General features: G+C 67.0%; 12 protein-coding genes. 7 read left to right on the top strand and 5 right to left on the bottom strand.

Annotation, left to right across the window (positions count from 1 at the left end; genetic code table 11):
- Window position 1: 1 nt before the first annotated feature.
- The 3 genes from AC2YJX_RS08325 to AC2YJX_RS08335 are packed head-to-tail and all read right to left on the bottom strand — an operon-like array spanning window position 2 to window position 2972.
- Window positions 2-964, bottom strand: a complete 963-nt coding sequence (locus tag AC2YJX_RS08325; RefSeq protein ID WP_121421979.1) for an MlaD family protein — start codon at window positions 962-964, stop codon at window positions 2-4.
- The gene (locus tag AC2YJX_RS08330) at window positions 964-1851 is read right to left on the bottom strand and encodes an ABC transporter ATP-binding protein (RefSeq protein ID WP_121421978.1); all 888 of its coding nucleotides are present in this window, start codon (window positions 1849-1851) and stop codon (window positions 964-966) included. The genes AC2YJX_RS08325 and AC2YJX_RS08330 overlap by 1 nt, the downstream gene beginning before the upstream one ends.
- Window positions 1848-2972, bottom strand: a complete 1125-nt coding sequence (locus tag AC2YJX_RS08335) for an MlaE family ABC transporter permease (RefSeq protein ID WP_055394405.1) — start codon at window positions 2970-2972, stop codon at window positions 1848-1850. The genes AC2YJX_RS08330 and AC2YJX_RS08335 overlap by 4 nt, the downstream gene beginning before the upstream one ends.
- Before the next feature lie 444 nt (window positions 2973-3416).
- Here AC2YJX_RS08335 and AC2YJX_RS08340 point away from each other — a divergent pair, with 444 nt between their 5' ends.
- Both AC2YJX_RS08340 and AC2YJX_RS08345 read left to right on the top strand, forming a co-directional pair.
- Window positions 3417-5096, top strand: coding sequence for a GMC family oxidoreductase (locus AC2YJX_RS08340; protein WP_487255778.1), 1680 nt, complete (start codon window positions 3417-3419; stop codon window positions 5094-5096).
- A gap of 20 nt (window positions 5097-5116) precedes the next feature.
- Window positions 5117-5467 carry an antibiotic biosynthesis monooxygenase family protein gene (locus AC2YJX_RS08345; RefSeq protein WP_121508865.1) on the top strand — a complete coding sequence of 117 codons (351 nt, stop codon included), beginning with the start codon at window positions 5117-5119 and terminating at the stop codon, window positions 5465-5467.
- Between the two features lie 36 nt (window positions 5468-5503).
- Here the strand turns inward: AC2YJX_RS08345 and AC2YJX_RS08350 are convergent, their stop codons facing one another.
- The gene (locus AC2YJX_RS08350; RefSeq protein ID WP_121421975.1) at window positions 5504-5836 is read right to left on the bottom strand and encodes a hypothetical protein; all 333 of its coding nucleotides are present in this window, start codon (window positions 5834-5836) and stop codon (window positions 5504-5506) included.
- A 156-nt stretch (window positions 5837-5992) separates the two neighbouring features.
- On the bottom strand, window positions 5993-7354 hold the full coding sequence (locus AC2YJX_RS08355; RefSeq protein WP_487255779.1) for an ammonium transporter: 1362 nt from the start codon (window positions 7352-7354) through the stop codon (window positions 5993-5995).
- Window positions 7355-7719: 365 nt separating this feature from the next.
- Between AC2YJX_RS08355 and AC2YJX_RS08360 the strand changes: the two genes are divergently transcribed.
- The 5 genes from AC2YJX_RS08360 (at window position 7720) to AC2YJX_RS08380 (ending at window position 12142) form a co-directional block, all read left to right on the top strand.
- Entirely contained in the window at window positions 7720-8478 is a 759-nt protein-coding gene (locus tag AC2YJX_RS08360; RefSeq protein WP_055394375.1) for a sulfite exporter TauE/SafE family protein, read from the top strand.
- A 253-nt stretch (window positions 8479-8731) separates the two neighbouring features.
- The gene (locus AC2YJX_RS08365; protein ID WP_121421973.1) at window positions 8732-9496 is read left to right on the top strand and encodes a transporter substrate-binding domain-containing protein; all 765 of its coding nucleotides are present in this window, start codon (window positions 8732-8734) and stop codon (window positions 9494-9496) included.
- A gap of 125 nt (window positions 9497-9621) precedes the next feature.
- Window positions 9622-10404, top strand: a complete 783-nt coding sequence (locus AC2YJX_RS08370; protein ID WP_055394380.1) for an amino acid ABC transporter permease — start codon at window positions 9622-9624, stop codon at window positions 10402-10404.
- Window positions 10401-11156, top strand: a complete 756-nt coding sequence (locus tag AC2YJX_RS08375; RefSeq protein WP_228897652.1) for an amino acid ABC transporter ATP-binding protein — start codon at window positions 10401-10403, stop codon at window positions 11154-11156. The genes AC2YJX_RS08370 and AC2YJX_RS08375 overlap by 4 nt, the downstream gene beginning before the upstream one ends.
- Window positions 11157-11245: 89 nt before the next feature.
- Window positions 11246-12142: a DMT family transporter gene (locus AC2YJX_RS08380; RefSeq protein WP_487255780.1), complete on the top strand. Its 897-nt coding sequence runs from the start codon at window positions 11246-11248 to the stop codon at window positions 12140-12142.
- The last annotated feature ends 150 nt before the right edge of the window (window positions 12143-12292 follow it).

Raw genomic sequence — 12292 nt, forward strand, 5'->3', positions numbered from 1 at the left:
CTCAGGGCGCGAAACCCGGTTCGCCCGGGCCGGGCGGAATGCGGCCCGAGCCGTAGATGAACAGCTGGGGGTTGTCCGCCACGCCACCCGCCGTGCGGCTGAGCGTGCGTGCCGCGCGCGAGGTGTCGTCGGCCGCGCGGTTCAGGCGCGGCAGCGTGGTGGTGCTGAACTGGTCGGCCGCGCGGGCGAGGGACTGCGTGCCGATGGTGATCTGGTCGATGGGGCCGCCCTCGGCCCCCAGGCGCTGCGTGGTCTTGCTGACGTCGGCCGCCAGCACCGACACGCTGGCGCCGGCCTGCTGCAGGGACTGCAGGGTCTTGCGCGCATCGCTGGCCAGCGGGGGCAGCGCGGCCAGGGCCGGGTCCAGGCGCTGGGCCACGGTGGCATCGAGCCGCTGGGTCAGCGTGTTCACGCTGCCTGCGGCCTGGGCAATGTTGCCCAGGGCTTCGGTGAGTTTTTGCTGGTTGGTGTCGCCCAGCAGTTGGTTGATGCGCCGCGTGGCTTCTTCCACCTGGGTGAGGATGGCGGGGGCCTGCTCCGCGAGTTTGCCAAACGGCGACGGCTTGATGGGCAGGCGCGGCAGGCCGCTGGGGCCCGGGGGCAGCTCGGGGTAAGGTTGGTCGGCATCGTCCAGCAGAACGTGGGCCAGGCCCGTCACGCCCTGGTAGCCCAGCACGGCGAAGGTGGTGGGGCTGATGGGGGCCTGCTCGTTGACGGCAATGCGGATGAGCACGTTGCCCGTCACCTGCGGGTCGAAGCCGATGCGCGTGACCTTGCCCACGGCCACCCCCTTGTAGCGCACGGCGGCCTGGGGCTGCAGGCCGCTCACGCCGTCCTTGGTGGACAGCTCGTACTGCTCGTAGTTGGCGCTGTCGCGCGTGAGCCAGATGGCCAGGCCCGCCAGCATGGCGGCCACCACCAGCACAAAGATGCCTGCGGCGAGGGCGTGGGATTTGTTTTCCATCAGCTGGGTTCCTTGTCGGGCGTGGGCACGGCGGCGGCAGTCTGTGCTGCCAGGGCGTGCTCCACGGATTGCACCGGGGCCATGGCGCGCTGGCCACGTTCACCCAGGAAGAAATGTTCGATGAACGGGTGCTTGAAATGCGCCACCTCGTGCGGCGGACCGGTGACGATGACCTTCTTATCAGCCAGCACGGCCACCCGGGTGCTCAGCGCAAACAGCGTATCGAGATCGTGCGTGACCATGACCACCGTGAGCCCCAGCGCGGCCCGCAGCTCGCGCAGCAGCGCACAGAAGTCGTCGGAGCTGCTGGGGTCCAGCCCCGCCGTGGGTTCGTCGAGCAGCAGCAGCGGCGGGTCCATGATGAGCGCACGCGCCAGCGCCACGCGCTTGACCATGCCACCCGACAGATCCGCCGGCATGCGCGTGGCGTGCTCGGGCTGAAGGCCCACCATCTGCAGCTTGACCAGCGCGGCATCGCGCACCAGGTCGTCGGGCAGCGTGCCCTGCTCGCGCAGCGCAAAGGCCACGTTGTCGAGCACATTGAAGGCCGAGAACAGCGCGCCGTGCTGGAACAGCATGCCCACGCGGCTGGCCGCGCCCTCGCGCCCCATCTCGGACGCCGGGCGCCCCAGCACCGTGACCTGCCCCCGCGCAGGCCGGGCCAGGCCCAGGATCTGGCGCAGCAGCACCGTCTTGCCCGTGCCCGAGCCCCCCACCAGCGACAGCATCTCGCCGCGCTGCACGGTGAAGTTCAGGTCCTGGTGCACGGTGAAGGTTTCATCGCCCTTGCCAAACTGCGTCCACAGGCCCTGAACGTCCACGATGGGCGGCTCGCCGGGCGCCACGGCGATGTGCTCGGGCAATGATGTGCGTGCGTGGCTGCTCATATGCCTATGTTTTTAAATGCCACAGCGAACAACGCATCCACGATGATCACCATGGTGATGGACGTGACCACCGAAGCGGTGGTGCCCTCGCCCAGGCTCTGGGTGTTGGGTTTCACGCGCAGGCCCCAGTGGCAGCCGATGAGCGCGATGAACGCGCCAAACACCACCGACTTGGCCATGGCCAGGCCCAGGTTGCCGATCTTGACGGCGGCGGGCAGGGCCTGCACAAAGTAGCCGGGCGAGATGTCCATGGCCACGTCGGCCGCCAGCATCCCACCCGCCAGCGCTGCCAGCGTGGTCCACACGCTGATGAGCGGCATGGCCAGTGCCAGCGCAATGGTGCGCGGCATCACCAGCCTAAAGCCGTGGGGAATGCCCATGACGCGCATGGCATCGAGTTCCTCGGTCACGCGCATCACGCCGATCTGCGCCGTGATCGACGAGCCGGAGCGCCCCGCCACCAGGATGGCGGCCAGCATCGGCCCCAGCTCGCGGATGAGCGAGATGCCCAGGATGTTGACGATGAACGATTCGGCGCCGAACTGCCGCAGCTGCAGGCTCATCAGGTAGGCCAGCACCACGCCGATGAGAAAACCCACGAGCGCCGTGATGGGCAGGGCCGTGGCCCCCATGCGGTACAGGTGGCCCGATACGTCGCGCCACGGCCCCTTGCGCGGCGCGCGCGCCAGGCGGCCCAGGTCCAGCACCAGTCGGCCCACCATTTCGAGCATGTGGCGGGCATGGTCCACGCCGTGCAGCACCAGCACCCCCAGGTGGTCCACCTGCTCACCCAGCCGCCAGGGCTCGGGCGGCGGAGCGGTGCAGGTGAACTGCGCCACGCGCGCCAGCATGTCGCGCTGGGCGTCGGTGCAGGCCAGGCGCTCGGGCCAGGCATGCTGCCAGTGGTTCCACAGCAACTGTGCGCCCACGTGGTCCAGCCACTGCAGCTGCATCAGGTCCCAGCCCAGCGTGGGCGCGGCCGGGTGGCTGCGCAACTGACCCGCCACGGCCTGCCACTGTGCCCCGGTTCCCAGCTCGGCCGCGCCCCAGCGCCCGTGCAGCTGCGCACAAGGCCCCTGGGGCGTGTCGGCGCGAACAATGCGAGGAGCGGGGTCGGTCATGAACTGGGCAGCGCGGGCTGCCAAGAATGAAAGGGAGCGTGCATGGTAGCGGAGCCGGACGCAGGCGGCACGTAGGATTGATGCCCGCCAGGGATCCTCTGCACGAATCGAGCGGAAAGTGTGCGCTGCGGATCGGGATGGGCTGCAAGGCGCAAAACCTCGCAATAGCCGTAGCTATTGCGAGGTTTTGCAACGCCGCAGACCACCCGCGACCGCAGATGCACACGGCGCGGCGATTCGTGCAGAGGACCCCCAGGGCCGTGCGCCAAGCACAGGCGGGCCAGGAATGCGTGAAATTAATATCAAACAGGCCGCCAGCACTTAACCATCGTTCGCTGGTAGCTATATATTCAATAGCAATAGGCACTGACCCTCTCGACACACCCGGCGCCGTCCGCACAATGGCCCTCCGTCTCCTTCCACACATTGCCACCGCCCCTGCCCATGAGCGACCACACCACGTTTGACACCATCATCATCGGCGGCGGCACCGCCGGCGCCCTGCTGAGCAACCGCCTGAGCGCCGACGGCCGCCACCGCGTGCTCCTCATCGAGGCCGGCCGCAAGGACGACTACCACTGGATCCACATCCCCGTGGGCTACCTGTACTGCATCGGCAACCCGCGCACCGACTGGCTCTACAACACCGAACCCGATGCGGGCCTGAACGGCCGCACCTTGCGCTACCCGCGCGGCAAGACGCTGGGCGGCTGCAGCAGCATCAACGGCATGATCTACATGCGCGGCCAGGCGCGCGACTACGACCAGTGGGCCGAACTGACGGGCGACGCCAGCTGGCGCTGGGACAACGCCCTGCCCTACTTCCGCCGCCACGAGGACCACTGGCGCCTGGACCAGCCCGGCGGCGTGAATGAAAACTTCAAGCGCCTGCATGGCAACAAGGCTACCGGCAGCACCGGCGAGTGGCGCGTGGAAAAGCAGCGCCTGCGATGGGATGTCCTCGATGCCTTTGCCCAGGCCGCGCAGCAGGCGGGCATCCCGGCCACCGACGACTTTAACGGCGGCAGCAACGAAGGCGTGGGCTACTTTGAGGTCAACCAGAAAAGCGGCTGGCGCTGGAACACCGCCAAGGCCTTCCTGCGGCCCACCTGCTATGGCCGCCCCAACTTCGAGATGTGGACCAGCGCCCAGGCCGCCAAACTCATCGTCGAGACGCAGCCCGACGGCAGCAAGCGCTGCACCGGCGTACAGGTGTGGGACGGCACCGAGATGGTCACGGCCCGCGCAACGAGCGAGGTCATCCTGAGCGCAGGCGCGGTCAACTCACCGCAGCTGCTGCAGCTGTCGGGCATCGGCCCGGCCGCGCTGCTGCGCCAGCACGGCATCGACGTGGTGCACGACCTGCCCGGCGTGGGCGCCAATTTGCAGGACCATCTGCAGATCCGCGCGGTGTTCAAGGTCAACGGCGTGGCCACGCTCAACACCATGGCCAGCTCGCTCTGGGGCAAGGCCAAGATCGGGCTCGAATACGCGACCAAACGCAGTGGCCCCATGAGCATGGCGCCCTCGCAGCTGGGGGCCTTCACGCGCAGCAGCGCCGACCAGCCCTACCCGAACATCGAGTACCACGTGCAGCCGCTGTCGCTCGACGCTTTTGGCGAGCCGCTGCACAGCTTTCCGGCCTTCACGGCCAGCGTGTGCAACCTCAACCCCACAAGCCGGGGCACGGTGAACATCAAGAACGCCGACTTCAAGGCCGCACCGGCCATCGCCCCCAACTACCTGAGCACCACCGAAGACCGCCAGGTGGCCGCCGACAGCCTGCGTGTCACGCGCCGCATCGTGGCCCAGCCCGCGCTGGCCAGGTACCAGCCCGAGGAGTGGAAGCCCGGCGTGCAATTTGAAAGCGACGAGGACCTCGCGCGCCTGGCCGGTGACATTGCCACCACGATCTTCCACCCTGTGGGCACGACGAAGATGGGGCGGGATGACGACCCGATGGCGGTGCTGGACTCCCAACTGCGCGTGCGCGGCATTGCAGGCCTGCGCGTGGTGGATGCGGGGGCCATGCCCACCATCACCAGCGGCAACACCAACTCGCCCACACTGATGCTGGCCGAGAAGGCGGCGGAGTGGATCATCCAGGCGCGGCGCGCGGCATGAGCGCGGATACCATCGCGCCCATGTACTCCTCCACCTTCATCTTTGCCACCAAACAATTCGACGACGCCTTCCACCGCCTGGACGAGGCGATTGCGACCGCCGCCCGCTCCATCGACGGCTACCTGGGCGAGGAATCGTGGGAGGACACGGGCAAGGGCCTCGTGTCCAACGTCTACTACTGGCAGTCGCTCGAAGCGCTGCAGGCATTGATGCAGCACCCCGCCCACCTGAAGGCCAAGGCGGCGCAAGCGCAGTGGCTCAACGGCTACCAGGTCGTGATTGCGCAGGTGCTGCGCACCTATGGCGATGACAAGCTGGCCGGGCTGCTGCCCACGGCGGGCCTGTTCGTGCAAGGCACGGCAGCGCACTGACACCGCCCGCGCAACGGCCACCCGGCCGCAGCGTGGTCAGCGAATCCCTCCCACATAACGGGGAACCTCCGGCGCAGGCTCTGGCGGCGGCGGCGCCATGCGCTGGCGCACCGCCTGCGTGGCCACATCCAGCAAGGGTCGCCGCGGCGCAGCAGGTGGGGCGGCATGGATGGCGAGATCGAGGCGGTCGGCCCACTCGACCAGCTCCGGAACGTTGTCCTCCTGGGCACGTTGGCGTGCGAACCGCACGATCTCCAGCGCATATTCAACGTTGGAAGCCATCCATTCAGTGTCGGTCACGCGCCCCGTCTTGCGGCGCAGCAGCACATGCAAATGGGCGGCAATGGCAAGCTTGTCGGAATCGGGCATGGTCGGCTCCTTATGGCATTTCAGTCATCCATGGCGCTGCGCACCACCCGCAGCGTATGAAACCGGCGCGGCCCAAGCGCGGGCAGCCGCGCAAGGGCCGCCCCGCCGCGCTGGCTGCGTCCCCCTGCCCGCAGGGCATCAGGGAGGTGGACTTCATTAACTCCCCAGGCGCTCACGGTGCTGGGCAATGTCGAGCCCGGTCTGCTCGCTCTGCTCATCCACCCGCAGGCCCACAGCCAGGTTGGTGATCCACAACAGCACGGCGGTTGCGACGAGGCTGTAGGCCATCACAGCGCCCACGCCAATGGCCTGGGTGAGCAAGCTGCCTGGCACACCCCCCACGGTGCGGCTGGCCAGCATGCCGGTGAGCAGCGAGCCCACGATGCCGCCGATGCCATGCACCCCAAACACGTCCAGGGAATCGTCGGCGCGCAGCAGGCGCTTGAGCCCCGTGGCGCCCCAGTAGCAGGCCAAACCCGCTACCACGCCAATCACCGCTGCCGAGCGCAGCGTGACAAAACCCGCAGCAGGCGTAATGGCCACCAGGCCCGCCACCAGGCCAGAGCAAAGCCCCAGCAGGGATGGCCGCCCGCGCACCACCCACTCGCCCAGCATCCACGACAAGGCACCCGCCGCTGCGGCCAGGTGCGTCACCGCCATCGCCAGCCCCGCACGGCCGTCGGCGGCCACGGCAGAGCCTGCGTTGAAGCCGAACCAGCCCACCCACAACAAGCCCGCGCCCGCCATGGTCAGCCCCAGGTTGTAGGGCTCGAACGCCTCGCGCCCATAGCCCGTGCGCCGCCCCAGGAACCACGCGCACACCAGCCCGGCCACACCCGCATTCACGTGCACCACCGAGCCTCCGGCAAAGTCCAGCGCACCCATCTGGGCCAGCCAGCCCCCTGGCTCCCACACCCAGTGCGCCACAGGGGCGTAGACCAGCAGGGTCCAAAGGCTGATGAAGATCAGCATGGCGGAAAACCGCATGCGCTCGACAAACGCCCCCACCAGCAGCGCGGCAGTGATGATGGCAAACGTGAGCTGGAACATGGCGTACACCGACTCGGGGATGTGCGGCGCCACATGGCTTACGGCCAGCTTGCCGCCAGCGAGCTGAAAGTCCAGGCCCGCAAAGCCGATGCGGTCCCATCCCCCCAGCCAGGGGCTGCCCGGGGTGAAGGCCAGCGAGTAACCCGCCCCAAACCACAGCAGGCTGACCAGCGCGGCAATGGCCACCACGCTGGCCATGGTGTTGAGCACGTTCTTCTTGCGCACCATGCCTGCGTAGAACAGGGCAATGCCCGGCAGCGTCATCAGCAGCACCAGCGCTGTGGAGGTCATCATCCACGCGGTATCTGCCGCGCTGATCGTGGACTGCGCCACCAGCCCGGGACGTGTGAGGGACAAGGAAGGCACCGCTCCCGCCGCCACCTCTGGCGCCGTCTGCGCCAGCGCACTCGCGCACAGGCCCAGACACAGCGACCCTACCCCAACGAACCGGTGGTTGACTCCCCGCATGGCGGCTCCCTTTCGCAAATTGTTACAAGCGCGATTGCACGAGCCGTGCCAACCCCAACACCCCGATTCCGCCCCTGGAAACCCGATCACTGCCCCACAACGGGGGCGGGAAACCCCCAATGCACCAGCGGAGTGCAGTCGCTACAGTTGCGGCACTCGAAAGCGCGCTTCGGTGTGCCAAGCGAGGGGCCCGAGGAGACACTCTTTCTACCAATAAACAAATTTCAAGCACCCAACGAGGTGCGTTTTTTTCCAGGCGCTGGCGATCCCAGCGCCTTTTTCTTGCCTGTTCTACGCTGGCCTCCCTTTCGCCAGTGCCCCGAGGAGTCCTGAATCCATAGCAGGCAAGCTGCGAAAATCCTGCGATGGAATGGATTTTTATTACCTTTGCCTCGCTGCTTGCAGGCTTCGTGGATGCCATCGTGGGGGGTGGCGGGCTGGTGATGGTGCCGGCCCTGTTTGCGGCTTTCCCCGGGGCGCCCCCTGCCACGCTGCTGGGCACCAACAAGGCGGCCTCGGTGTGGGGCACGGCCATGGCCACCTGGCAGTACAGCCGCAAGGTGCAGGTTCGCTGGTCGGCCATGCTGCCCGCGGCAGCGGCCGGTTTTGCGGGGTCGTTTGCAGGCGCCTGGGCCGTGACCGTGATGTCGGCCGACTTCCTGCGCAAGCTGCTGCCCCTGGTGCTGCTGGGGGTGCTGGTCTACACGCTGGCCAAGAAAGAGTTGGGGCGGCACCACACACCCCGCTTTGCGGGCAGGGCCGAAGTGCTGGCGGCGTGCCTGATCGGCGTGGTCATCGGCTTTTATGACGGCTTCTTCGGCCCGGGCACCGGCAGTTTCTTCGTTTTTCTGTTTGTGCGGCTGCTGGGCTATGACTTCCTGAACGCCTCGGCCTCGGCCAAGCTGCTCAATTGCGCCACCAACATCGCCGCCATCGCGCTGTTTGCCGCCAAGGGCCATGTGTGGTGGCACTTTGCGGTGACGCTGGCCATCGCCAATGTGGTTGGCAGCCTGCTGGGCACGCACCTGGCGCTCAAGCACGGCACGGGTTTTGTGCGTGGCATCTTCATCGTGGTGGTGAGCACGCTGATCCTCAAGACGGGTTACGACGCGTTCCTGCGCTAGCCGAGGCCCGAAGGGGCTCGTGCCCCGGATGGCATCATGCTTGCTAAGCTGAGCTGGCCTACCACCAGGGCGCCCCGAGGTCATCGGGGTTGCCCTGCATGGCCCGAATGTGAACGCCCGTCCTATAATTTCTGCGCATTTCCGTTTGATGACGAGGCCCATCGCTGTTGGCGATGCCTGCATTCACCCGCTCCGGCTTGCCTACCCGCATGCCGGATTTTTTGTACCTGAACCACCCCCACAGGAACCTGCCATGAAGTTTTTCAAGTCTGCCGTTGTCACCGCCGTGGCGCTGTGCGCTGCCCTCGCCGTCCAGGCCCGCACGCTGGACGAAATCAAGAAGGACGGCAAGATCATCGTGGCCACCGAAGGCCAGTTTGCCCCGTTCAACTTCTTCGAAGGCACCAAGCTGACGGGTTTCGAGGTGGAAGTGGCAGAGCTGGTGGTCAAGAAGATGGGCCTGAAGCTCGAATGGAAGACGCTGGGCTTTGACGCACTGCTGACCGGCCTGGGCCAAAGCCGCTGGGACGCTGTCATTGCCTCGCACGGCGTGACCGAAGAACGCTCCAAGGCCGTCACGTTTGCCAACCCCCACTACTGCTCGGGCGGCATCATCGTGGCCATGGACGCAAAAATCCGCAACGCCAAGGACCTGACCGGCAAGGTGGTGGCAGTGCAGACCGGCACCAGCTACCTGGAAAACGTGCAGAAGCTCACCGGGGTGAAGGAGGTGAAGAACTTCCCGCAAGACACCGATGCCCAGCGCGCCCTGATCTCCAAGCGCGTCGACGCCTGGGTGAGCGACAAGTTCGTGGCCAAGGAAGCCGCCGCCAAGAACGCCAAGGCCGGGTTCAAGCTCGGCGACATGCTGTTCATCGAACGCATCGCCCCCGCCATGGCCAAGGGCAACACCGGCCTGGCGGATGCCTGGAACAAGGCGTTTGCCGAAGTGCTGGCCGATGGCAGCTACGCCGCCGTCTCCAAGAAGTATTTCAACGAAGACGTGCGCTGCAACTGATATAAAAACACGCTACGGGGTGCGCTGGGCCTGGCCCGTTGCGCACCCTTTGCTGTTTTTGACGGCGTCACCATGGTCCTGCCGCCGACCCGATTTCCAACCAAGACCTTCCGGTCGTCCGATCCATGCTTCTCGCTCTTTGGCCACAAGGCTGGTCCCGACAGCAGCGCAGCAATGCCACGCTGGTCGCTGCACTGGTGCTGATGGTTCTGGCCCTCTCGTTGCTGGGCCAGTTGCTTTCGTTCTTTCCCGACCCCATCGGCCCCAACGCCCAGGCGTTTTCCGAAGGCGCGCGCACCACGCTGTGGCTCACGCTGGTCAGTGGTGCCGTGGGCCTGGTGCTGGGCACGGCGGCGGCGCTGGCCCGCACCGCCCGCTGGACGGCCGTGCGCTGGATGGCCGGCGTGTACATCTGGGCTATTCGCGGCACGCCGCTCTTGGTGCAAATCCTGTTTGTGTACTTTGCCCTGCCCGTGCTGGTGCCGGGGCTGAATCTGCCCGACTTTGCCGCCGCCGTCGTGGCCCTGGGGCTGAACGTGGGCGCCTACAACGCCGAAGCCCTGCGCGCCGGCCTGCTGGCCGTCCCCCGGGGTCAGACCGAGGCCGCCAAGGCGCTGGGCCTGGGCCGCATGCACGTGTTCCTGGACGTGGTGTTTCCGCAGGCGTTCAAGATCTCGCTGCCGCCGCTGGTGAGCAACTTTGTGGCGCTGCTCAAGGACTCATCGCTGGCCTATGCGATTGGCGTGGTGGAGCTGACCAATGTGGGCAACCGCATCCAGTCGGCCACGTTCCAGCCCATTGCCACGCTGACCACGGTGGCCATCACCTACCTGCTGCTGACCACGCTGGTCACGCAAGTCTCCAACGCCGTCGAATACCGCTTTGACGTGGAAGGGCGCAACCGATGACCGCAACGACCAACCAGCCCAAGCCCTACATCGTGGCCGAGCGGGTGTGCAAGTCGTTTGGTGCACACCAGGTGCTCAAGGACGTCTCCACCGTGTTCCACACCGGCGAGGTAACGGTGATCATCGGCGCCTCGGGCTCGGGCAAGAGCACCCTGCTGCGTGCCATCAACCGGCTGGAACCCCACGACAGCGGGCGCATCACCATCGATGGCGTGGAGGTGTGCGACGACCTCACCACCCTGCAGCGCCAGCGCTGCGAGGTGGGCATGGTGTTCCAGCAGTTCAACCTGTTCGGCCACATGAGCGTGCTGGACAACGTGACGCTGGCGCCCCGCCGCATTCGCCGCACCCCGCGCACCCAGGCCAACGACGAAGCCATGCAGCTGCTGCGCCGCGTGGGCATGCAGGACCACGCACACAAGTACCCGTGGCAGCTGTCGGGCGGGCAGCAGCAGCGGGTGGCCATTGCGCGGGCGCTGGCCATGCAACCCAAGGTGATGCTGTTTGACGAGCCCACATCGGCACTCGACCCCGAGATGGTCAAGGAAGTGCTGGACGTGATGCGAGGCCTCGCGCGTGGTGGCATGACCATGATTGTGGTCACCCACGAAATGGGCTTTGCGCGCGAGGTGGCCGACCGCGTGATGTTCTTCGATCAAGGCCGCATTGCGCACGATGCGCCGCCGCAGGAGTTCTTCAGCAACCCGGCCAATGACCGCATCCGCGCGTTCCTGGGTCAGGTCAGCCACTGAGCCGCGTCCTCACCGGACTGCACTGCAAAGCAGAGGCCGCCGGGCAACCGGCGGCCCTTTTTTTCTTTTGGTTTTGGGGAATTCTTCCGATGCGTACTGAACGCTGGGGCCTGATGGCCCTTCTGGCTGTGACCGTGGTGTGGGGCACCACCTTCCCGGCCATGAAACTGCTCTCAGCACACCTGGGCGCGCTGCAGATCATCTGGCTGCGGTTCGTGATCGCGCTGCTGGTGCTGGCGCCGTTGTGGCGCGGCATGCTGCGCCACGAGCGGCGCTGGGGCTGCGCGCTGGGGTTGCTGCTGTTCCTGGCGTTCTGGCTGCAGATCGAGGGCCTCGCGCGCACCAGCAGCAACCGCAATGCGTTTGTCACCGGCCTGAACGTGCTGGTGGTGCCGCTGATCGCCATGGCCTTCCTGGGACGGCGCTATGGCTGGCGACTCTGGGGTGCCTGCGTGATGGCGCTGGCGGGCATGGCGCTGATGTTCCACGAAAACGAGCCCTGGAACCTGGGCGATACGCTGACGCTGGCCAGCACCGTGTTCTACGCGCTGTACATCCTGGCGCTGGAAGAGTGCGCACGCCGCACGGCCGCGCAGCCGCTGCGGGCCACCCGCATGGCCGCCGCGCAGGCCACGGTGATGGCGCTGGCGTCCACCGCGCTGCTGCTTGCGCAGGGCGAGGGCATGGGCTGGCTACGGTCCGTGGCCGACCTGCCTCTGGATGCGTTGCTGGCGCTGCTGTACCTGGGCCTGCTGGCCAGCGTCGTGGTGGTGACGCTGCAGGCCTGGGGCCAGCAGCGCGTGGACGCCATGCGCAGCGCCATCGTGTTCGGGCTGGAGCCGGTGTTCGCGGCCCTCACAGCCTGGGTGCTGCTCGGGGAAAGGCTGGGCTGGGCGGGGCTCGGTGGCGCCGCGCTCATCGTGGCAGCGCTGGTGTTCAGCCAGATCCAGCCTGCTGCGCGCGCGGGCCAGACGCAACAGGCCTGAGAGGCGCGGTACGCCCTCCGAGCCGTTCCGCGCGTTCCTCTCAGGAGAACGCCACCCATGGTCTGGCGGAGCCTGTTCCACAGGTGGCACGGGCACCACGGGCGCGGCCATTTCAAGCCAAAACGGACTCTAGCGCTTATCCACAAAGCG

It is taken from the genome of Acidovorax sp. SRI_002, from assembly GCF_057586455.1.

Coding starts and splice junctions, on each gene's coding strand:
- AC2YJX_RS08360 (WP_055394375.1), top strand. CDS start 7,720: ATGGAATGGATTTTTATTACCTTTGCCTCGCTGCTTGCAGGCTTCGTG.
- AC2YJX_RS08375 (WP_228897652.1), top strand. CDS start 10,401: ATGACCGCAACGACCAACCAGCCCAAGCCCTACATCGTGGCCGAGCGG.
- AC2YJX_RS08340 (WP_487255778.1), top strand. CDS start 3,417: ATGAGCGACCACACCACGTTTGACACCATCATCATCGGCGGCGGCACC.
- AC2YJX_RS08330 (WP_121421978.1), bottom strand. CDS start 1,851: ATGAGCAGCCACGCACGCACATCATTGCCCGAGCACATCGCCGTGGCG.
- AC2YJX_RS08325 (WP_121421979.1), bottom strand. CDS start 964: ATGGAAAACAAATCCCACGCCCTCGCCGCAGGCATCTTTGTGCTGGTG.
- AC2YJX_RS08355 (WP_487255779.1), bottom strand. CDS start 7,354: ATGCGGGGAGTCAACCACCGGTTCGTTGGGGTAGGGTCGCTGTGTCTG.
- AC2YJX_RS08365 (WP_121421973.1), top strand. CDS start 8,732: ATGAAGTTTTTCAAGTCTGCCGTTGTCACCGCCGTGGCGCTGTGCGCT.
- AC2YJX_RS08380 (WP_487255780.1), top strand. CDS start 11,246: ATGCGTACTGAACGCTGGGGCCTGATGGCCCTTCTGGCTGTGACCGTG.
- AC2YJX_RS08335 (WP_055394405.1), bottom strand. CDS start 2,972: ATGACCGACCCCGCTCCTCGCATTGTTCGCGCCGACACGCCCCAGGGG.
- AC2YJX_RS08345 (WP_121508865.1), top strand. CDS start 5,117: ATGTACTCCTCCACCTTCATCTTTGCCACCAAACAATTCGACGACGCC.
- AC2YJX_RS08370 (WP_055394380.1), top strand. CDS start 9,622: ATGCTTCTCGCTCTTTGGCCACAAGGCTGGTCCCGACAGCAGCGCAGC.
- AC2YJX_RS08350 (WP_121421975.1), bottom strand. CDS start 5,836: ATGCCCGATTCCGACAAGCTTGCCATTGCCGCCCATTTGCATGTGCTG.